The sequence below is a fragment of the Sporosarcina sp. ANT_H38 genome (genome assembly GCF_008369195.1).
Taxonomy (GTDB): domain Bacteria; phylum Bacillota; class Bacilli; order Bacillales_A; family Planococcaceae; genus Sporosarcina.
Map to the genome: position 1 here is coordinate 1,461,878 of NZ_VOBC01000001.1, position 22,408 is coordinate 1,484,285.

Genomic DNA, 22,408 nt, shown 5'->3' on the forward strand with positions numbered 1-22,408 from the left:
GTTTGCCTAAATATATCGAATAAGTAGTTACGAAATTGATTCACTTAAAAGATTTTCTAGCAATGCTAGCTTTTCCTCAAAAACTTTACATGCCTTGACAACGGGTTCAGGTGATTGCATATCAACACCTGCATTTTTTAAAATGTCTATCGGAAAATTTGAATTCCCTTCTTTTAAGAACGCATTTATATATAGATCATCCACTGGCTTTCCTTTTTCTAGCACCTGTTTACTTAGCGCAAAGGCTGCTGATTTCCCTGTTGCATATGTATACACATAGAAATTGTAATAGAAATGAGTAATACGCGCCCAATTAACGCCAGCTATTTCATCAACTGTGAGTGCTTCTCCGTAATAGGTCTTCATTAAGTTGATATATAAATCGGTTAATTTTTTTTGCAGTTAACGCTTGTCCTGCACGATCCCACTCGTGTATCGTTTGTTCAAACTCCGCATACATTGTTTGCACAAATACGATATCACAAAAATTCTGTAACCATGTATGGAGCAAATGGATTTTTCGATTGGTATCTTCTGTTTTATTCAATAAATATTCAAATAATAATTTCTCATGTCAAGTTGCAGCTACTTCTGCAAGAAAAGGTGAATAGTCCGCATAGGGAATCGGTTGCGTTTGACGTGTGTAATAACTATGCATACTATGGCCAAACTCATGCGTTAAGGTAACTAGGCTATCCATATTATTTTGCCAATTCAGAAAAATGAATGGATTTGCACCATATGCCCCCCATGAATAAGCACCTGTTTTCTTCCCCTTTTTTTCGACAACATCAATCCAACGATTGTCAAAACCTTGTTGGACAATTTAATCGGATCCAAATGGTGCCACACTTTCTACAATAATTTTCTTGGCGTCCTCATAAGAAACCTCTAACTTTATTTTGTCATTTATCGGAACGGAAACATCATAAAGATACATTGATTTCACACCTAATAATTGCGTGCGCAGTGCCATGTAGCGGTGCAACAAAGGCAAGTGTTGCTGAATCGTTGAAAGCAATTGATCATACACTTTTTCTGGAATGAAAGATTGACTCATCGCTGCATGACGAGCAGATGAATAATGGCGAATTGTCGCTTTTTTGTTATTTGCTTTGACATGGCTTGATAATATTGAAGCGAATGTTTGGATTCGTTTTTGATACGTTTCGTACATCGCCAAAAACGCTTCATTTCTCACATTTCGGTTTTGGCTTTCTAAAAGGACATGATAGATTCCTTGAGTTAGTTGAACGCGTTCTCCCGATCCATCAGTTACCATTGGAAACTCTACTTCAGTATTTGTAAGGACATGATAAATTTGACTTGGCGCACTTGCGATTTCTTCCATTTGTGAAAGCAATTTTCCTTGCTCATTTGAGAGTTTATGCGGTTTTTGACTATGTATTACTTTTAAATAATGGCGATATAATGTTAAACCTTCTTGACTCTCTACATATTGCGCCAGAACCATTTCATCCATCGTTAAAATAGCAGGGGTGATAAAAGATGTTGCCGATACTAATTGAATAAATAAAGATTGTGCACGAAGATGCATTGACTGATAGGTTTCATTTGTTGTGTCTTGATCCGATTTTAAACGCGAGTAAAGATAAATAAGATTAATCCGTCGCCCTAACTCATGGTCAAATTCAAGGGTATCTAATAAGCCTTGTGCCGATTGTGTAACTTGTTTTTCATAGTATGCGATCGTTGGGAGTATCTTCTCAATTGCTTGATATTCTAATTCCCACAGTTCATCATTTCCGAAAACTGTCGTTAGTCCCAAATTAATTCTTTTGGAACTACTTCTCCAACTATAGTATTATTCTGCATGTTGTCTCCTTTCTCTATTCATTTATTTGTAGAAAAACGGTCCTTTGTTCAACTATTGTATTATCTTAATAATCTTTATTTTTAGTTATATCAAAATCATAACACTACTTATTCACCAACGTTAGTAATAGATAAACATTATAAGTTATCTCCAGATTCCCCGTACTCCACAAGGAACGTGCCAGTTTCCAAGCGTTCCACGTTCCATCTAGCAATTGTTTTATTAATTATTAGTTTCAAGTTACTCTAGCAGATTTGAGTTATTTAATTCGTTCTAGTTACATTTTTTAGATATTATCTATTTTCTAACATCTTTTCTGTGATGTCCAAATTTTTAATGAGTATATTTGTCGATCATATGGATTAGTTTATATACCTCTTTTTGGAGGAGACGTAAATTATTGAATTTATCACTTCCCCAAGTGCTAGTTCTGGAACTGATTGCTAAACAATTTTGTATAGTACATAGACACCCAGTCGTCCGCTCGAAGAAGATGTAAAGAAACTGTATTCCAACCAGAAACAAAATAATATCTTGTAGGTACTCGTCAAAAATATAAATTGAAGTCATATTACATGAAATACTATTAAATATACCTGTACAATAGAATTCGTAAAAGAGTGTGGAAACAAAACGATAATATTACACATTAAATACAGCAAATCAATTATCGAAAGATTGATCTAATTTAAGAACATGAGCTAACTACTTACCTGTCACGTTTTCAAAATAAATGACTTAAGAAGGTGTTAATATGAAAATTGATCTACCTAGGATCCCAAAAGAGCTATCCCCAGCAAACTTTCAAGATATTTACAACGAGGAAGACCCTGATTTAAGTAACTGCCTAATAACAAATTCATTCTTTGATGGTGAGAATATAGACAGAGTTAACTTAACAGGTATGGTTGTGAAAAACTCAACATTCCAAAATACTGTTTTTAGTAATATTAATATAACGGATGTTAGTTTTGAGAATTGCGATTTTTCAAATGCTGATTTAAATCAGGCCAGCATTCATAGGGCTTCATTCAAAGGTTGTAAATTACTTGGCACTAATCTCACAGAAGCACGTTTAGGTAATGTGTTATTCGAAGATTCCGTTTTAAATCTAAGTTTGTTTAGGTATGCAAATTTAAATAAGATCGTATTTAAAGATTCCTTGATAAAAAATGCTGATTTTTTTGATTGTAAATTGATTAAAACAAAGTACCTATCATGCAATATTGATGGTACAAGTTTTGACCGAACACTTTTAAAAGGTATCGATATAAGTACTTCTGAGTTTCAAAATTTAACAGTTTCATTAGATGAGTTACGGGGGTGTGAAGTATCTTCACACCAAGCACTCATATTTTCTACATTAATGGGCTTAGTTATTAAAGAATGACGCTCTCTCAGTTCATACATTAATAAAGCAGCCTTAATTTAACTAATCCGTCCAGTTGAGTGGTGCAAAATACACAACAACGCGTCATATAGAACACAAATCAACACAATCTTTAGCAGGTTTTCACCCCATATAAAAACTTATCATTTATTATGAAATCAATAGCAGAACTATTTTCGTTCAACTAACAGGCTAAAGAATGGTAAAGCAAGTGTTTTTTGTTTTAAATGTTGATTTGTAGGCATTTTAAAGACCGTTAATTCACATGCGAATTAGCGGTCTTTTTCGTGTTTTAATATATTTTTTGTAACACTGAACTGCACGGGTTATTATTTAACGGCTACTTTCTTATTTTGTATTCTCTATTCACAACCACTTTACATAACGCCAATTCACGGAAGTATTTTACTCCATAATTGAATCAATTTCATAATAGGATTATTAAACGGGAAAAACGAACAATGTTGATTTCCACTTCACGTGGATGCTTTCTGCGGGGGCTTCAGCTCGTGCTGTTCCCGAGGCTTACAGGATGTAGGTCATGCAACGGGGAGGGATTGCACTCCATCCCTCCTTGTTGCCGCAGGACGCGGCGAACTTAGGTTGCCAAGTCGCCACCTTCCGCTACAATCAACGAGAGTAGTCTGGTAAATTGACGGACTATGAATTGATAGATGAATTATATCGTTCGTCTTTACACATATTATAAGTAATTGTGAAATCGATTCAATTCAATAAGAAAAAGTCACAAATAAAGGCAGCTGAATCTTCACTAAAACTACCCATTAGTTTAAGTGCAAAAGAGGTTTCCTTAATTTAAAACGGTCCATTTTGCTGGTCATGCCTCCCCACTTCTCGTAGAGTATCCGCTCCCGCTGAGTTCTGATTCAATGACTTTTCCTGTCCTTTAATACTATATTTCCGCCCAGTCAAAAAATCCACAAGATAGATGCCTACAATCAAGATTTCAATGGAACCCCCAGAAAATCCACATCACCCAATGCATTATATTCCCTCCCCTTTTCAACATACACGTAGCGTTCGGCAAAAAGTTGCGTTTAATTTACTATTTAAGTAATCTACTCAGTTAGTTAAATAAGAGTCATTTTAAATAATACCTTGTGGTTCATCCAATCATCTATTTCAACATTACCTTGAACAAATAATAAACAATATAGTATCGATAAATTGTCCTGCATTTTGGTAAGTTAAGAATTTCCATAACCTTCATTAGATGATCTCCTATTGTTCAATTAATACACCCCTTAGTTCAACAAGACGAAATAATCAAAGCATAATTAACGAAACTCATCTTCTGACCATTCATTTCGAATTCTTCACTACTAGTATCTATTCTTTCAAACCCATTTTTCTCTAAAACTCTTTGAGATGCTATGTTATTAGTTGTTGTTTTGGCTATAATCTGTTTTATGTCCTCGTCAATTACTGTTTCTATTAATATTTTCAATGCTATATAAGCGATTCCTTTTCCAGTATTTGCTTGCCCCACCCTATAACCGAGATAACCGATTTTATGCGATTCATCAATATCCACTAAATTTATTCTTCCTAGAATTGAACTATCGTTATCTTTAATTAAATAGAAATATGAACCTCCTTGCACTTGTTCTTCAAGTAAAGCCTCATGTCTTTTATTAAAAATCTCAGGATTATAGTAGTCATCTCCACGAGTAGGTACCATTTCTTCGAAAAAAGATCTGTTTTCAAGTTCAAACTTATACAAAGCTTCGGCATCTGTAACTTGTAATTGTTCAATATATACTGCCATGTATAATACCCCCTTTATCACATTTTTGCCTATTACAGATTTCTTGTTTACCACACCTGCCTGTTAATACATTAAAAAATTCGCCCTATCGACAGCAATAGAATTCGTTCATAAAAGCAATGATTAATATCCTGATTATTTAGTCTCCCTTTGTTAAAGTTATCCCTCTTGCAATAAATCCAACAAATCTTGATCTGTAACATGATTATAAAGTGCATCATCTCTGTTATTCATGACAGCCCAGTACTTATCACCGTATGACCAGTGCCACCATTCCGTATAGTAATTTAACAAATCCAGCAGATTGAAGAGCGTGTGCGAGGATTTGACGATTCTGTATGGCTTTCTACAGAGATATTTGTTGCATCAAAAAAAGTTGCGTTGTCAGTCTCGTGTGGTATGGCATCAAATGGTGTGCCGAGATCCAATTCAATACTATTTGAATCAATTAGGGTTAAATACACTGCACCACCTGTTTGATGTGGAGCTACATTAGGAGGCGCTAAATATTTTGATGCTTCAGCAATTTAATAATCTAAATCCTGATATGGAGTATTTTCTTTTACCCGTTGTAAAGAAAGCTCAAAAGCTATTTCTTGATTATCTAATAACTTATAACCTTCTTTAATAAAAAACGAATATCTTTAGGTAGAATTTTTTTTAGCTATCCTGTCCATTTTAAATTCTTTTTCATTAGTGTAAAGACTACTGGATGTCCGAAAAAATCGCCCATATTCTCTGTTACAACCTTGAATCCCTCTCTTTTATAAAAAGAAATATTCGGATTGCCTTTATAAACTGTTAATGATAAAGAAGTCGGTTCCTTGAATTTCGTAAGTCCAGTTAATAAGAGTTGTTTTCCAATTCCTTTTCCTTGATGATTTGGATGAACATATAAGGACTCTAAGAATATGTCTTTACCCGATAATTCACCAGAGAAAAAAGCATATCCCATAATTTCCTCATCCTTTTCAGAAACCAACAATAAAGAGGATTTAAATCTATTATCCATGGCAACTGCAGAATAAGCCTCATTTAATACCCTATCTTGTATTTCTTCTGGGATAAACGTACTATATGTATCCCTCCAAGTATGTGCTGCAATATCTCTGACGCTTTCTATGTCAGAAAGGAGCATCTCTCTAATTACCATTTCTTTATCCCCCTCTAAATAGACTGTAAGTACCCCTATATTACCACACTTCATAAAATTCAGTTCATTCAAATAATTTAAGTTCATGTATAATTACTTTGTCCAGTTGTTCGAAAAAGAGATCAGCTCCATGGGATCAAACCTGAACAGACATTAAAAATATCAAACAGAACAGGTTAACATAACACCCCTTCATAGAAGTAGTTAACTCCATTACTTAATAAGAAAAAGACTCCTCAGTAAAGGGAGGCCACTGAAAAACTTACGTTTTAAAAGTTTGAAAGATGTATTAAAATTAAAAAGGCAACATTTGGTTCGAAATCGAACCAAATGTTGCCTTTTTCTTGATTTTATTTGCCTCTTTTTTTAGGTCAGTGCAGAATCCATTGATTCGTATGCAGGTTCATTGAATGAATCGTGCCTGCTTAGTTAAAAGCGCCTAAAAATAATCTTTCCGGATTTCGGGGAACAGCTCATAGTTATAGTATATTTCATACTACAATAACGCTTTAACAACCTTACTGATCAAACCGCCTTCAGTTTTGCCTTTGAGTTCAGACATCGCAAGACTCATTACCTTGCCCATATCTTGCTTACCAGAAAAACCATTCGATTCGATAATACTTTTTATCACTGCTGTAACTTCATCTTCGTTAAGTTGCTTAGGTAGATAAACTGTCAGCATCTGAATTCGATTTTCAAGCTCAGTTATCATCTCAACCTTGTTAGATTGCTTCGCGTACATCAGAGACTCATTCGTTTGTTTAATTTCCGTTTGGATGATCTGCATAACTTCCGCATCGCTAAGTTCAACACCATCATTTTTATCAATTTCTTTTTTTTGAATCGTACTTAAAACCAAACGAATGCTTGTTAATTCTTCTTTGTTTTTTGCTTTCATTGCTACTTTCATCGAATCCTTTAGTTGTTGTTTAAGTGTCATTTTAAAAACTCCCTTTTCTACTTCATCTTCACCTATTTCTGTCTTCAATTATATACTATCTTTATTACTTTTGAGTAAATAACGATTTAATAACAATGAAAAACTGTCAAAAAAACGCAGAGAGGTCTGATTTATGCCTTATTAGTATCCAATTGTAATCCTTTTACTAAGATGTACCACGTGTACTTAAAGTGTATCCACCATTTATTATGCTATAATCCTAAACCCAAAAAATATTTTCAACAAAATGTATCCTAAACCTCATTTCCCTTTTATATAAAGATTAAAAGTGGATACTTTCAATGATTACATACCTAACTAAGTACGCACATTCCACAAACAAGATTTAGACGTGGCGACAAAGCAACATGTGTAGCCCACTAGAACTTCAAGAACCATACAGAACGGGCTGTCATGAGCTGTCTAGGCGCTACTATTTACGCCATTAAACCTTTTACTGACCAGTCGAAAATAAACAGTCCAGTAGAAGCCGAGAAGCCATCTAACAGTCGGCCACAGCCCACGAGTTTTGGGACCGAATCCTTTCTTTCTAAAGCTATAAATTCTAAAGATCTTAAAAAAACGTCTCCTACGGAAGTGTTACCTACAACGCTTTCAGCAAAATAAAATCTTTTTTTCTTCAACAATCGGAGATAGTAAATTAGCGTACAATTTTTATGGAGGCTATCGCAGCCAATCCTTAGAAATGCTAAGGTTTAGTATTCACGAAAACAAAGTAAATCTGTTCGACCACTTGGAAATGCACGCTCTCCTTATTTCGATTCAAACAACCAAACTGAAAAAAATACGGAATCTACTCGGCTATTATTCAGGGGACTTGCGCGAACTCATCAGCAAGGCATAATTCAGTGACGCTTTTATGGATTAAGATGTACCACTTGAGGGGTTTTTCAATCGATAGGAAGTATTTCAGTGTGAGGAACGAGTTTCTAACAGATGAGTTAATACCTCGTAAGCGGAGGGTGAAAAATTGTTCATCTCAGCCATTGTTAATTTGCTCGAGGAACTATTCTCACCAATTCTAGTTTCTTAGCAATCCAGCATATCCGTATGCATACCTATTCCATTGGAATGGCTTTAGCCTTTGTTCTATCGACTTCACCTGGCTTTATAACTTAACTCACCTGTCTTTCACGCTGTTAACGTTTGTTACAGAACTTGACGCGCCACCGTTGGTTAATGAAGAACAGCAATAGTTATATCAAGTCCAGCCTGTAAAATTTGAATACTTTACGATTATTCACGTATAAATAAATCATTTCTTTCAATAATCTCTCTGCATTTCTCAAACCCTTTTTTGTCTTGCTATACACAGGGAAACATAAATCATAATTCCCTATAAATACTGTATCAAGAGATGGAAAGAAAAAATTAGAAAAATACAATTCTTCAACCGGAATTTTAACCAGGAATATAAGTGCTCTTCATCACCAATTTTGTATATGCCCTTGTTAATAGCAAACAACTTTCTAAAAATACTCGCCTCTATCCGATTTAAAGAGCCTAGAATTAATTTGAATTGTTCTTTGCTTAATCCTTTATTATAGATATGAACAAATACTTCATTTTCTGTACGATAAATCCGTGTTAAAGAACTTAAATATCTGAAACCATATTTTAAATTATGCTCATAACCTAATAAATTCCCCGCCTCTTGCTCCGTAAGAATTTGATCAAATACATCCATAATACCGATAAAGGGAAACACCTTTAATGGCTCATCAAGAAGATGTGTGTTGAATTTCTAGAATTTTTTATATAGTTTTTCAATCTCTTCATTTGTTGCTAATTCTATTCTCATATTGATCGCCTCACTTTAAATAACTCATTTCATCATTTCTCTACTTAAACTAATTGGCCAGTTAGTTTAAGTAGAAAAAGAGCTGTTTAATACAGCTCTTTGGTTTTCAAGTAAAGCTAACGTTTGTTCTAAAAACTTTAGGTAATATTGTTTTTAGTTCAATTAAGTTGTCTATTACAATATCAGCTTGAGCGAGTTCATCTTCCTGTGCAAAATCAAAATTACATCCAATTGCAATTAATCCATTATCTTTTGCCGCATTTATATCAGATAGGCGGTCTCCGACTACTGCTGCTTTTTTTATATCATATTTTTTTATAATTGTTTTAACTAAATCTCCTTTATCAAGCGTTTGTATTTGTTGAATACTAAAAGTTTCAGTAACCCAATTATCCAAATCATAATAACTCACAATTGCTTTTAAATAATCCGTTAAACCATTACTTGCTATGTAAATCGAATAATTATTTTCTTTCAAATAACTGAAAACTTCCTTTACGTTAGGATATAAATCACCTTTTCCCTTTCTTATGTTTTCAACTAAACTTTCCAGGAAATAAGCATCAGTTTGTTCTCTTTCTTCATTGGAATGATTAGGTAACAAAGCTTCCCATACTTTCGGTAAAGGAACACCCATAATCTCACGGTATTTATCAATAGGGGTTACTGTGTCCCATTTATTTAGTGACCGTAAATGATTAAAAGTATCATCAAGTGATAATTCTAAAATTTTATCTGTTTGAAATAGAGTTCCATCCATATCAAAAATCAGTGATTGTATCATTAATTTCTCTCCCTTATTACCATTCCTAAATAAACATCCGTGATTATTATTCTATAAAAAGTATGTTTTTCCTTGTTCTATTCAAAAGCAACACTGTTTACGAAAAGAGCCTTTTAAAATCCCTAAGTTTACAGTGCGCTCGATCTTTACCTACATCTTTTTCTGTTAAAATACAATTGGATCAATCATATAGTTTATGCTCCATAAAGCTATACCTAGTAGCTCTAGCCAAACAGTCGCTCAACCGCCCCGGTCACCGTAAGACGTCCCTCAAGCAGCCCATTCTCAAGTTCCGCCACCTCTTCCTTCCTACCAGGTTCCGCAAAAAATGTATCCACAAGCCGATCATTAATCATGGAACGGAACCAATCTTTTGTCTGCGACTGCCTGCGCCCGCTCCAGAATCCATCGCTACCCATTGTTTCTTTGAATGACAAAACAGTTGTCCAAACTTCTTCGAGTCCGGTATTTTTAATCGATGAAACAGGAAGTGCCGTTGATGTCCAGCCTGGTGATGCTGGTTGGAGAAAATGGAGCAGTTGGCGATATTCTCGTACAGTTTTCTTCGCCAGCCTCAAGTTATCACCATCAGCTTTGTGAACAACAACTCCATCAGCCAGCTCCATGATTCCTTTTTTCATTCCTTGCAATTCATCCCCGGCACCAGTCAGCACGAGTAGCATGAAATAATCGACCATTCCGCGGACAACTGTTTCACTTTGCCCAACACCAACAGTTTCAATTAAAATGACATCATAACCAGCAGCTTCGCAAAGCAGCATCGTCTCGCGCGATTTTTTGTGAACGCCGCCTAGAGTTCCTGCCGACGGTGAAGGTCTAATGAATGCGTTTGGATGCCTGGCCAGTTCCTCCATCCGCGTTTTATCACCAAGAATACTGCCACCTGTAACAGTTGAGCTCGGATCTATAGCAAGTACTGCAACTTTGTGACCGGCGTTAGCTAGCATTAGCCCGAATGCTTCGATGAACGTGCTTTTTCCTGCACCCGGGACACCCGTAATACCAATCCTGATGCTATTGCCCGTTTTAGGAAGCAGGTTGAGCAAAAGTTGTTGACCCGCTATTTTGTCTTGTAGAATAATACTTTCAAGGAGCGTAATCCCTTTTGCTAGATGAAGTCGAGAACCATTTGATATCTTTTCTGACAACTCTTCAACAGAAATTTCGCGGACCTTTTTCACAAAACGTTTCCGCGCCGTTGCTGCCATGCCATCATGTGAGGACGTAATCCCCCCCATCACATTCAACGCACTATCATCAGTTAAACGGTTGTTATCTTTCAATCCGCCACTTCCTCGTAACCAAGCCTGCGATAGATTTCCTCAATGACTTTTTGTGCAGCAACTGGAATGACGGTTCCTGGACCAAAAATTGCTGCAGCCCCATTTTCACGCAGGAATGCGTAATCCTGCGCTGGTATTACGCCTCCAACTACAATAAGAATATCTTCCCGGCCAATTTTTGCGAGTTCTTCCCGCAATGTTGGTACAAGTGTTTTATGCCCCGCCGCAAGTGAACTGACACCAATGACGTGGACGTCGTTTTCAGCAGCTTGCAAGGCCGTTTCTTCGGGCGTTTGGAATAATGGTCCGATGTCAACATCAAAACCAAGATCCGCAAATGAGGACGCGATTACTTTCGCACCACGGTCATGACCGTCTTGCCCCATTTTCGCAATGAGGATACGCGGACGACGACCTTCATTTTCCAAAAAGTCTTCTGACATCATTTTCACTTCGTCGATTTCCTCTGCGTTCGAGAAATTCGAACTGTATACGCCACTTACCGAACGAATCACTGCCTTATGTCGTCCTGATACAGTTTCAATTGCATCTGAAATTTCACCGATTGTTGCGCGTGAACGCGCTGCATTAACGGCACATGCAAGAAGATTACCCTCACCGCTACGTGCAATTTCTGTCAACTCTGCAAGAATTGTCCTTACTTCTGTTTCGTTTCGATCTGCTTTCATCTGATTGATTCTGTCGATTTGTTTCTGACGTACCAACGTATTGTCGATGTCTAAAATATCGATAGGATCTTCGGTATCTAGACGGTATTTATTCACGCCGATAATTGATTCTGCACGTGAGTCGATTTGAGCCTGACGTTTTGCTGCAGCTTCTTCTATTTTCATTTTCGGAAGGCCCGTTTCAATCGCTTTCGCCATACCGCCGAGTTCTTCGATTTCTCCGATTAACTCCCAAGCTTTGTCCATTAGCTCATCTGTCAGTTTTTCGACGTAGTACGAACCGCCCCATGGATCAATCACTTTTGTCATCATTGTCTCTTCTTGCAAGAACAATTGCGTATTCCGCGCAATTCGGGCAGAAAAGTCTGTTGGTAATGCGATCGCTTCGTCAAGCGCATTCGTATGGAGCGATTGTGTGTGGCCCATCGCTGCAGCGTTAGCTTCTATCAATGTTCGCGTTATATTGTTGAACGGATCTTGTTCCGTCAAACTCCATCCTGACGTTTGCGAATGTGTACGAAGCGCAAGTGACTTCGGATTTTTCGGTTCAAACGTCTGCATCATTTGTGCCCACATTTTACGAGCAGCGCGCATTTTAGCTACTTCCATATAGTAATTCATGCCGACAGCCCAGAAGAACGAGAGTCTAGGTGCGAACGAATCGATGTCAATACCTGCCTTTAAACCTGTACGAACGTATTCAAGACCATCTGCAAGCGTATAGGCGAGTTCGATATCAGCCGTTGCACCCGCTTCCTGCATATGATAGCCAGAAATAGAGATTGAGTTAAATTTCGGCATCTTACTAGACGTGTATTCGAAAATATCCGCAATGATCTTCATTGACATTTCTGGAGGGAAAATATATGTATTTCGCACCATATATTCTTTCAAAATATCGTTTTGGATTGTGCCTGCTAGCTTGTCAGGTGACACACCTTGTTCCTCTGCCGCTACGATGTAAAACGCCAAAATTGGCAATACTGCACCATTCATCGTCATAGAAACTGACATTTGATCCAATGGAATGCCTTCAAATAGGATTTTCATATCTTCTACTGAATCGATTGCAACTCCGGCTTTTCCGACATCCCCCGTGACACGTGAATGATCAGAGTCATACCCTCTGTGAGTTGCCAGGTCGAATGCAACAGATAATCCTTTTTGGCCCATTGCCAGATTCCGCCGATAAAATGCGTTACTTTCCTCGGCAGTTGAAAATCCGGCATATTGACGGACTGTCCACGGTCTGGAAACGAACATTGTCGGATAGGGGCCCCTTGTATTTGGTGCGATGCCAGGTAAATCAGTTAAATGGTCAAGATTCTCTGTGTCTTTACCCGAATAGAGTGTTTTAACGTCGATTCCTTCATTTGTTCTAAATAGCTTTCCTGACTGGCTTGCTGTTTCTATTGCATTGCCAGCAAAATTCCGCAAGTCTACTTTGTTGAAATCAGGCTTGTTCATGAGTCACGGCCCCTTTCAATTTATCGTTGATAGCTATCAGTTTCTCCACTTTATCTTGACCCGCGAAAATGAAGCCATTTAAGCCGGCATTTAGCCATTTATTAGAAAGTGCAGTATCGTACTTACCTGCTACATCCAGGATTAGATGTTGTGCTCGCTCGGCTAACAATTGTTCCATTACAGTTTCAGTGAGGGAAGATGTTGCACAGACGATCGCATAGTCTGGGTTTTCATCCGCCAGCCATTTAAGGGCTTGTTGTGCATTATCGAATGCCGGACTCCACTCCGCACGCATACCGCCTGTCGCTAAAAAGCCGTTAACAAAATCGGCACGCGGTTTAAAATCTTTCAATTCACCGAACGTCAATAATGCAATACTTGTTGCACGATCTTTTTGTAGTTCAGCTAATTTTTCGAAAGGTTTCGCAAGACGTCCGTCAAATTGAATACCGTCCCAATCCCTAAAGTTCGTATCCGTCAATTCAGCATAGACATTTGTACCAATCAACGACTGTTTCCCCTTCGAAACGTCGCTCTTGCGTTGGTCAAGTAATGATTCGAGTCGACCACTGGTACTGAATACATCGTAGCCACCTAAAGACTCGATTTCCAAAAAGAGTGCCCATGCTTTATCAACAAGTTCAGAAGTTAACGTTTCAATGAAATAAGAACCGCCTGCAGGATCGATTACTTTATCAGTATGGGTTTCTTCTTTTATTACGAGTTGAATATTACGGGCCATACGTATAGAACTGTTTGTCGGTCCAGTAATGATATTGTGCGGGTGAACAGTGATTACGTCGGCGCCGCCAAGAACTGCAGCAAATGTTTCATTTCCGGCCCGCAATACATTGACATATGGATCTAGTTTGGAGTAAGAACGCAACGAAGTCGTTGCAATGATTGGAACATAAGGTGTTGCCGTTACTCCATAAGCGGAAGTGAATGCTTGCCAAAGAATACGAAACGCTCGGAATTTTGAGATTTCCATAAAGAAATGGGTATCTACAGCAAAACGAACGAAAAAGTCATCGGCTAAATCGCTAAAGTTGTCCTCTTTTGAAGCTAGATTTGCTGCAAATGCCAGTACTAATGCAAGTTCAGTTACCGCATCCGCACCTTTGTGATGTGCATCCCACATATCTGCGCTAGTTGCCCGGACGAATGTATACCCTTCAGGAATGGTCCAATCCATAACAGCAATCGCACCACTTACAGTAGATCGCTCCGTTTCTGGGACTAGGGAGAATATCTTCAAGAATGAATCATTCTTTTGTGTATTTGTGATAAATATTGGATACCTCGTCATTAGTCGTGCTACTTCAGTGAGTGATGATTCTTCCCACCGAAATTGTTTTGTGCCGTCATAAACAATGGCTTCATTACCACGCTCAATTGAACTCTTCAATTCAGCTACAAATTTCTCTGCGCTCTCAGCATATGGCTGCTGTGCAACGATCCAGCCCGCCTCTTTTTTTGCTACACGGATTGTCTGTGCACGTTTAACAAGACTTTCCTGCGTATAGAGTGGCTGCAAGTCAATTCCTTCAATCGTTTTCGTGATAAGCGAATCGAAAGGTTTTCCTTTCAATGACAGCACCGCGGCTTCTTTCCATTGTTCAAATCCAGCTATATCGAATGTTGTTATTTTCATGTTATGTATAGTCATATTATGCGCTTGCGCTTCCCTCCTCATAATAATCAATCTATTACTAGTTTACCTGACCTCACTAATTTTGGAAAGTTGAGAAAAGTGAAAAAGGCACTTTATTCACGACAAGTAAGAGGAATGTAGCTCAATCCTCTCCCCACTTCGCGTGAACCAAGGGATTAGAGCCTAGACACTGTTCCATGTCAAAAAAAATAATTCTTATCTTTCAAAATAAACCCCAGTGCCGCATTAACGGTCTGGGGTTTATAGTTACACTTAGTAAACAGATGTATTTTCCGAAGTTACATTTTCAAGAATTGCTTTCACGCGTGCAAGGAATTGACCACAAACGAGACCGTCAAGAACACGGTGATCGAGTGAGAGACATAAGTTCACCATATCACGCACACCAATCATACCGCCAGCCATTACAACAGGACGTTTTACGATTGATTCAACTTGCAGTATTGCCGCTTGAGGATGGTTAATAATGCCCATAGACTGCACCGAGCCGAATGAACCAGTATTATTCACTGTGAATGTACCACCTTGCATTTCAGACGACTTCAGTTTGCCTGAACGTACTTTTCCTGCAAGCTCTTGAATATCACGACCAATGCCCTTGATTGTTTTTTCATCCGCATTGTTAATGACCGGAACATAAAGAGCATCTTCCGAGGCGACTGCGATGGAAATATTGATATCTTTTTTCTGAATGATTTTGTCTCCGGCCCACATTGAGTTCATCATCGGGAATTCTTTCAATGCTTGAGACACTGCTTTCACGAAGAATGCGAAGTATGTCAGGTTGAAGCCTTCCTTCTTCTTGAAGTCGTTTTTCAATGAATCACGGTATTGAACAAGACTTGTGACATCGACTTCAATCATCATCCATGCGTGCGGCGCTTCGTGTTTCGAACGTAACATATTGCTCGCGATTGCACGACGAACACCTGTAATAGGAATTTCGATATCGCCTACCGCAACCGGAACATTGACTGGCACAGATGGTTTTTCTGCAGATGTCGGCTCTGTGGCCGGTGCAGGTGCTGCCGTTTCCTCAACAGGCGCTGCAGAAGCTACAGGTGCTGTTGGGATAGTACCGCTCTCGATAATTGCAAGCAAGTCTTTACGCGTGATGCGTCCTTCTTTGCCTGAACCTTCCACTAGTGACAAATCAATGCCGTTATCCTGTGAAAGACGAAGTACCGCAGGAGAATAACGTCCAGCTGCCGCTCCTTTTTCACGATTCAAAGATGAAGCCGTTTTTGGGGTATCTACTGAAGGCATTTCCTTTGCAGCTTGTTCTTTTGCAGGCGCCGCTTCTACAGCAACTTCCGCAGTTCCGCCACCTTCAGTTTCAATCGTACAAACAAGTGCTCCAACTGCAAGCGTCTCTCCTTCTTGTGCTATCAATTCCTTAATGACACCTGTAAATGAAGAGGGAACTTCAGCTGTTACTTTGTCTGTATTCACTTCTGCAAGTGAATCATATTTGTTAACAGTATCGCCTGGTTTAACAAGCCATTTCTCGATTGTGCCTTCTGTCACACTTTCACCGAGTTGTGGCATTAATATTTTTTCAATAGCCATTAAATTGACCTCCTTCCCGGTTAAAATTCAGCAAGTTCACGTGCTGCCTTCTCTACTTTGTCTGGATTCACCATGAAGAATTTCTCCATTGTCGGTGCATATGGCATTGCCGGAATATCTGGCCCAGCAAGACGTTTAATTGGCGCATCAAGTTCAAACAGGCAATTTTCAGCAATAATTGCCGCAACTTCCCCCATAATACTTCCTTCTTTGTTATCTTCAGTAACTAATAGGACTTTCCCTGTTTTTGAAGCCGCTTCAATGATGGCTTCTTGGTCGAGCGGATAAACTGTACGAAGATCAAGGATATGTGTTGAAATACCATCTTCCGCAAGACGTTCAGCTGCTTGTAATGCAAAATGAACACATAGTCCGTATGTGATGATTGTGATGTCATCACCTTCACGCTTAACATCTGCTTTGCCGATTGGCAACACATAATCGTCTAATGGTACCTCACCTTTGATCAAACGATAAGCGCGTTTATGTTCAAAGAACAATACCGGATCTTCATCACGAATTGCTGCTTTGAGAAGCCCTTTTGCATCATATGGCGTTGATGGGATGACGATTTTCAAACCAGGAGTGCTTGCAAACATCGACTCGACAGACTGTGAGTGATACAAAGCACCGTGGATACCGCCTCCAAATGGTGCACGAATAACAATTGGGCAAGACCAGTCGTTATTCGAACGATAACGAATTTTTGCTGCTTCTGAAACAATTTGGTTCACAGCCGGCATGATGAAATCAGCAAATTGCATTTCAGCAATAGGACGTAAGCCGTACATTGCTGCACCGATTCCGACACCTGCAATTGCAGATTCCGCAAGTGGTGTATCAAGTGCACGGTATTCTCCGAATTGATCGTAAAGACCTGCCGTTGCTTTAAAGACACCGCCTTTTCGTCCAACATCTTCACCAAGAACGAAAACGCGGTCGTCCCGTTCCATTTCTTCTTTCATTGCAAGTGTGATTGCATCGATATAAGACATAACAGCCATTATACGTTCCCCCCATCTTCAGCATACACATGGAGCAGCGCAGATTCAGGTTCAGCGTACGCAGCGTTTTCCGCATAATCGGTCGCTTCGTTCACTTCTTTCATAATGCGTTCTTCCATTTCTTTTTCAAGTTCTTCCGTTAGTATGCCGACTTCTTTCAAATAAGCTGCAAACATAGGGATTGGATCCAATTCCTTCTCATTTGCAAGTTCTTCAGCATCACGGTATTGACGTTGGTCATCGTCGGAAGAGTGAGCTGTTAAGCGGTAACAGATGGTCTCAACAAGGCTTGGCCCTTCTCCACGACGGGCACGATCTGCCGCTTCTTTGACAACTTTGTAAACTTCAAGTGGATCAGTGCCATCAACGGTAACACCAGGCATTCCGTAACCTATTGCACGATCCGAAACATTGACACATCCAAGTTGCTTTTCAACTGGAACTGAAATTGCATATTTATTATTTTCAACCATGATAACTGTCGGTAGTTTATGGACACCAGCAAAGTTCATGCCTTCGTGGAAATCTCCTTGGTTGGATGAACCTTCACCAAGTGTAACGAAAGTAATGAAATCTTCCTTCTTCATCTTCGCCGCAAGAGCTACACCAACCGCATGCGGTAATTGTGTTGTAACAGGTGATGATCCTGTTAAAATGCGGTTTTTGCGTTGACCGAAGTGACCAGGCATTTGACGCCCACCCGAGTTAGGATCTTCTGCTTTTGCAAATGCAGAAAGCATCAAATCTTTCGGAGTCATTCCGAAATGTAGAACTACGCCCATATCGCGGTAGTATGGTGCAATCCAGTCTATTTCTTTATTAAGAGCGAAAGCTGCTCCAACTTGCGCTGCTTCTTGCCCCTGGCATGAAATAACGAATGGAATCTTCCCGGCACGGTTAAGGAGCCACATACGCTCATCAATACGGCGGGCCATAAGCATCGTTTCGAAAATTTGTAGTACATCCTCACTTGTTAAACCAAGTTCTTCATGACGTGTTTTTGCCATTTCTAAAATCCCCCTCCTATGGTTCGTTGCCTAATATTGCGACTTCATGTCGCTATAAAGAGGGATGAAGTCCAATCCCTCTCCACTGCAGGACCTGTATCGTGCAGGCCCTGGCAGCTTTCTTCATTTAGACTCCTGAAACCTATTTACATATGGATAGCCTTTCCGTCTACGGCTAAAGCTGCTTCGCCCATTACTTCAGATAGAGATGGATGCGGATGAATCGTGCTTGCCACTTCCCACGGCGTCGCATCGAGAACCATCGCAAGTCCTGCTTCTGATATTAAATCAGTAACATGTGCACCAATCATATGAACACCTAGGATGTCATCTGTCTTTTTATCAGCAATGATTTTTACAAAGCCGTCCGAATTGCCGTTGACAAGCGCTTTTCCGATTGCCATGAACGGGAACTTGCCGACCTTGATATCGAATCCTTGTTCTTTCGCTTGTTTCTCCGTTATGCCAACGCTTGATGCTTCGGGGCTTGAGTAAATACAACGTGAAATTTTTGTATAGTCGATCGCTTCATTTTTCAGACCCGCAATATGTTCGACAGCCGCAATCCCTTCATGAGAAGCTACATGAGCAAGTTGCAATCCGCCAATAACGTCACCAATTGCATAAATATGATGTTCTTTCGTCTGGAATGTTGGTCTTGTTTTAATAAAGCCATTTACAACTTCAATTTCAGTGTTGTCAAGGCCGATCCCTTCGATATTTGCCTGACGGCCGACAGAGACAAGCATTTTTTCAGCTGTGAATGCCATTGTTTCACCGTTCATTTCAGCAGAAATTGTGACAGATCCTTCTTTTTTAACTAAGGTTTCTGGGAGTACTTTCGCACTTGTCGCAAAAGTGATTCCTTTTTTCGTCAATAGCTTTTTCATTTCTTTCGAGATGTCATCGTCTTCAGTTGGAATGATTCGGTCAGCATATTCAAGAACCGTAACTTCGACGCCAAAATCATTGAGCATAGATGCCCATTCAATTCCGATAACTCCGCCACCGACGATAATAATCGACTTAGGGAGTGCTTCCATAGAAAGTGCCCCATCTGAAGACATGATTTGATTTTCATCGATTTCAAGACCAGGTAATGTACGTGGTCTTGATCCAGTTGCGATAATCAGATTTTTCAGGATAAGCATTTCATTTTCGTCACCGTTGTTCATTTCCACTGAAATAGTGCCCGGCATTGGTGAGAAGATTGACGGCCCAAGCATTCTGCCAAGTCCATCAAATACGTCAATTTTCCCTTTTTTCATCAATGCAGTCACGCCAGCATGTAACTGTTTAACGATACCATCTTTTCGTGCTTGTACACGGCTGAAATCTAATGATACGTCTTTTATATTAACACCAAAATCTGCTGCCTGATTTTTTGCTGTATCGAATACTTCAGCACTTTTTAATAATGCTTTACTTGGAATACATCCTTTGTGCAGGCATGTACCGCCAAGTTTGCCTTTTTCAACAAGTGCTGTTTTCAGTCCCAATTGAGCAGCGCGAATCGCAGCGACATAGCCGCCTGTTCCGCCTCCTAAAATAACTACATCATACTCCCTTGCCATTATAGATGACCTCCCTCACAACGACCCGTCAAGACGGGTAGATTTTAGCTATTTCTTCACCAGTTAAAACGCGGAGTACGCCTTCTACAAGTGCTTGTAGTTCGTCTTCTCCAGCATAAACGACAACATCCGAAATCCAGTCGATTTTGGATGTAATCTCTTTCACGAAGCTTTTACCATATGCGAGTCCACCCGTAAGGATGATTGCATCAACTTGGCCGTGAAGGACGGCAGCCGCACTTCCAATTTCTTTTGCAACTTGATAGGCCATCGCTTCGTAAACTAGTTTTGCTTTTTCATCGCCATCTTCTATTCGTTTTTCAACTCGAACGGCGTCGTTCGTCCCGAGATAACCGACGAGACCGCCTTGACCAACAAGTTTCTTCATCACTTCATGACGGAAGTATTTTCCAGAATAACATAGATCGATGAGATCACCCGCCGGGACTGTCCCTGCACGTTCCGGACTAAATGGGCCGTCACCGTGAAGTCCATTATTCACATCGATTACTTTTCCGAACTCATGTACGCCGACTGTTATTCCCCCGCCCATATGGGTAACAATTAACCGGAGAGTGTCGTATTTTTTTCCGACTTGTTTTGCGTAGCGTCTTGCAACCGCTTTTTGGTTCAGGGCATGGAATATCGATTTTCGCTCAATTGCCGAAAATCCAGAAATTCGTGCGATTGGTGCAAGTTCATCGACAACGACGGGATCGACAATGAAAGCGGGAAGGTTTAGGCTGGATGCGATTTCATGCGCAATTATGCCCCCGAGATTAGATGCATGTTGACCTGAATAACCTGTTTTTAAATCTTTAATCATAGCTTCGTTAACAGAATAAGTACCACCTTCGATCGGGCGCAGAAGACCGCCCCGACCACAAATGGCAGATAATGTAGAAATATTGATGCTTTCTTTTTCAAGCGATTCAAGGATTGCCTCTTTACGAAACCTGAATTGATCGATGATTGAAGGATACTGTGCAATTTCTTCTGAACTATGCCTTAACGTAGATTCCATCAGTTGACTTTCGCCTTCAAAGACACCTATTTTTGTTGATGTAGATCCTGGATTAATTACTAGGATCCTATGGTGATTCTCATGCACTATAGGTCCTCCTTCCATAACAATGCAACTTCTGCTTTTCTTTATGTCTAGCTACAGCGACCAGACGCTCGGGGTCATTGAGCCCGCTGGGAAGGATTGAACTATATCACTCCTATGTACGACAATGAACGTCGTTTCGCCGGTCTAGCTAATGCCTGTCACGCCTAAACAGATCGCTATCGCTTTTCTTTTTTAGCGTCTTGAAAGTACGCTTTTTTCATTTTGTAAGAAAGTGCTTCTTGTATTCGCAACACGTGCGATACGCTCTTCCGCCATGCGATCAGCTGCAACATACGTTGGAATATTATCGCGTTTTGAAATTGCAAATATTTTTCCGATTACGTCATAGATGCCCTCGACGCGTTTCAGTGCACGTTCACGGTTATAACCATCAAGCTCATCTGCAACATTTATTACGCCGCCTGAGTTGATAACGTAGTCAGGTGCATAGACAATACCCATTTCGTGGATTAAATCGCCATGACGCGTTTCTTTCAATTGATTGTTAGCCGATCCTGCGATAACTTTTGCTTTCAATTGTGGAATCGTCTCATCATTAATGATTGCACCTAGTGCACATGGTGCAAATATGTCTGCTTCTTGAGAGTAAATTTCATTGATGCCGACTGCTGTTGCGCCAAACGCATCAACCGCACGCTGAACAGCTTCTTCGTTAATATCCGTGATGATCAGTTTCGCACCTTCCTCGTGCAAGAACTCACAAAGAGCATATGCAACGTTTCCGACACCTTGTACCGCTATTGTTTTGCCCGCTAGCGAATCGTCACCAAATGCTTCTTTTGCTGCTGCCTTCATACCGTAATAAATACCATAAGCAGTTACAGGAGAAGGATTGCCAGATGAACCTGCTCCAGCAGAAGTACCTGTAACATAATCCGTTTCAAGATTGATTAAGTCCATATCCGCTTCAGTTGTTCCTACATCTTCTGCAGTGATGTAACGACCGTTCAAACCTTCAATATAACGACCGAAAGCACGGAACATTTCATCGTTTTTGTCTGTTTTTGGATTTCCTATAATAACTGTTTTTCCGCCACCTAGATTCAAACCAGCAGCTGCATTTTTGTACGTCATGCCACGCGCAAGACGAAGTGCATCTTCAATAGCTTCTTCTTCACTCGCATACGTCCACATACGTGTTCCCCCAAGTGCTGGTCCAAGTGTCGTATCATGTATAGCGATGATTGCTTTTAGTCCTGAAGCTTTATCCTGACAAATTACTAGTTGTTCATAATCCTGATGTTCCATATATTTGAAAATTTCCATTGT

At 39.6% G+C, this 22,408-nt stretch carries 17 protein-coding genes; 1 reads left to right on the forward strand and 16 read right to left on the reverse strand.

Translation table 11 applies throughout. The features are described from left to right. Positions 1-27: 27 nt before the first annotated feature. The 3 genes from FQ087_RS22925 to FQ087_RS22935 form a co-directional block, all read right to left on the reverse strand. Complete coding sequence (locus FQ087_RS22925; protein WP_255452283.1) at positions 28-402, reverse strand: M3 family metallopeptidase; 375 nt, start codon at positions 400-402, stop codon at positions 28-30. Between the two features lie 172 nt (positions 403-574). Next, positions 575-826, reverse strand: coding sequence for a M3 family metallopeptidase (locus FQ087_RS22930; RefSeq protein ID WP_370456066.1), 252 nt, complete (start codon positions 824-826; stop codon positions 575-577). Continuing rightward, entirely contained in the window at positions 827-1,789 is a 963-nt protein-coding gene (locus FQ087_RS22935; protein ID WP_255452169.1) for a M3 family metallopeptidase, read from the reverse strand. 802 nt (positions 1,790-2,591) lie between these two features. Here FQ087_RS22935 and FQ087_RS06925 point away from each other — a divergent pair. Next, positions 2,592-3,227, forward strand: a complete 636-nt coding sequence (locus tag FQ087_RS06925; RefSeq protein WP_149579755.1) for a pentapeptide repeat-containing protein — start codon at positions 2,592-2,594, stop codon at positions 3,225-3,227. Between the two features lie 1,270 nt (positions 3,228-4,497). Here FQ087_RS06925 and FQ087_RS06930 read toward each other — a convergent pair. From FQ087_RS06930 to FQ087_RS06990, 13 genes are all read right to left on the reverse strand, one after another. After that, positions 4,498-5,016, reverse strand: a complete 519-nt coding sequence (locus tag FQ087_RS06930) for a GNAT family N-acetyltransferase (protein WP_149579756.1) — start codon at positions 5,014-5,016, stop codon at positions 4,498-4,500. A gap of 664 nt (positions 5,017-5,680) precedes the next feature. Next, positions 5,681-6,169: a GNAT family N-acetyltransferase gene (locus FQ087_RS06935; RefSeq protein ID WP_188006661.1), complete on the reverse strand. Its 489-nt coding sequence runs from the start codon at positions 6,167-6,169 to the stop codon at positions 5,681-5,683. Between the two features lie 496 nt (positions 6,170-6,665). Continuing rightward, the gene (locus FQ087_RS06940; protein ID WP_149579758.1) at positions 6,666-7,112 is read right to left on the reverse strand and encodes a GatB/YqeY domain-containing protein; all 447 of its coding nucleotides are present in this window, start codon (positions 7,110-7,112) and stop codon (positions 6,666-6,668) included. Positions 7,113-9,040: 1,928 nt separating this feature from the next. After that, positions 9,041-9,718 carry an HAD family hydrolase gene (locus FQ087_RS06945; RefSeq protein ID WP_149579759.1) on the reverse strand — a complete coding sequence of 226 codons (678 nt, stop codon included), beginning with the start codon at positions 9,716-9,718 and terminating at the stop codon, positions 9,041-9,043. A 224-nt stretch (positions 9,719-9,942) separates the two neighbouring features. Further along, the gene (meaB, locus tag FQ087_RS06950) at positions 9,943-10,977 is read right to left on the reverse strand and encodes a methylmalonyl Co-A mutase-associated GTPase MeaB (RefSeq protein ID WP_149580788.1); all 1,035 of its coding nucleotides are present in this window, start codon (positions 10,975-10,977) and stop codon (positions 9,943-9,945) included. 41 nt (positions 10,978-11,018) lie between these two features. Next, the gene (gene scpA / locus FQ087_RS06955; RefSeq protein WP_149579760.1) at positions 11,019-13,178 is read right to left on the reverse strand and encodes a methylmalonyl-CoA mutase; all 2,160 of its coding nucleotides are present in this window, start codon (positions 13,176-13,178) and stop codon (positions 11,019-11,021) included. Further along, positions 13,165-14,847 (reverse strand): methylmalonyl-CoA mutase family protein, encoded by a 1,683-nt coding sequence (locus FQ087_RS06960; RefSeq protein WP_188006662.1) that lies wholly within the window; start codon positions 14,845-14,847, stop codon positions 13,165-13,167. The genes scpA and FQ087_RS06960 overlap by 14 nt, the downstream gene beginning before the upstream one ends. Before the next feature lie 258 nt (positions 14,848-15,105). Beyond that, complete coding sequence (locus FQ087_RS06965; RefSeq protein ID WP_149579762.1) at positions 15,106-16,422, reverse strand: dihydrolipoamide acetyltransferase family protein; 1,317 nt, start codon at positions 16,420-16,422, stop codon at positions 15,106-15,108. 20 nt (positions 16,423-16,442) lie between these two features. Continuing rightward, positions 16,443-17,426 (reverse strand): alpha-ketoacid dehydrogenase subunit beta, encoded by a 984-nt coding sequence (locus FQ087_RS06970; protein ID WP_067209847.1) that lies wholly within the window; start codon positions 17,424-17,426, stop codon positions 16,443-16,445. Continuing rightward, positions 17,426-18,433, reverse strand: coding sequence for a thiamine pyrophosphate-dependent dehydrogenase E1 component subunit alpha (locus FQ087_RS06975; RefSeq protein ID WP_149579763.1), 1,008 nt, complete (start codon positions 18,431-18,433; stop codon positions 17,426-17,428). Before FQ087_RS06975 ends, FQ087_RS06970 begins: the two co-directional genes overlap by 1 nt. A gap of 146 nt (positions 18,434-18,579) precedes the next feature. Beyond that, positions 18,580-20,007: a dihydrolipoyl dehydrogenase gene (lpdA, locus tag FQ087_RS06980; RefSeq protein WP_149579764.1), complete on the reverse strand. Its 1,428-nt coding sequence runs from the start codon at positions 20,005-20,007 to the stop codon at positions 18,580-18,582. A gap of 28 nt (positions 20,008-20,035) precedes the next feature. Then, positions 20,036-21,136: a butyrate kinase gene (gene buk / locus FQ087_RS06985; protein WP_149579765.1), complete on the reverse strand. Its 1,101-nt coding sequence runs from the start codon at positions 21,134-21,136 to the stop codon at positions 20,036-20,038. Between the two features lie 174 nt (positions 21,137-21,310). Beyond that, positions 21,311-22,405, reverse strand: coding sequence for a Leu/Phe/Val dehydrogenase (locus FQ087_RS06990; RefSeq protein ID WP_149579766.1), 1,095 nt, complete (start codon positions 22,403-22,405; stop codon positions 21,311-21,313). Positions 22,406-22,408: the final 3 nt, after the last annotated feature.